This window comes from Aquitalea sp. ASV11 (genome assembly GCF_016429185.1).
Lineage (GTDB): Bacteria > Pseudomonadota > Gammaproteobacteria > Burkholderiales > Chromobacteriaceae > Aquitalea > Aquitalea pelogenes.
Map to the genome: position 1 here is coordinate 1 of NZ_JAELUD010000192.1, position 330 is coordinate 330.

General features: G+C 57.6%; 1 protein-coding gene. It reads left to right on the forward strand.

From position 1 onward, the window contains the following. Nucleotides 1-2: 2 nt before the first annotated feature. Nucleotides 3-330: S-adenosylmethionine synthetase N-terminal domain-containing protein (locus JHD62_RS21650; protein WP_304506267.1), on the forward strand; the 328-nt coding region annotated here is incomplete at its 3' end.

Genomic DNA, 330 nt, shown 5'->3' on the forward strand with positions numbered 1-330 from the left:
ATCTGTTTACGTCGGAATCGGTATCGGAAGGCCATCCGGACAAAGTAGCCGACCAAATCTCCGATGCCATCCTCGATGCCATCCTGCGCGAAGACAAATACGCTCGCGTAGCAGCCGAAACCCTGGTTAACACCGGCCTGGTGGTACTGGCTGGTGAAATCACCACCTCGGCCAATGTCGACTACATCAAGATCGCGCGCGAAACCATCAAGCGCATCGGTTACGACAACTCCGAGCTGGGTTTCGACTACCACGGCTGCGCCGTGATGGCCTGCTACGACAAGCAATCGCAAGACATCGCCCAGGGCGTGAACGAAGGCGAAGGCCTGG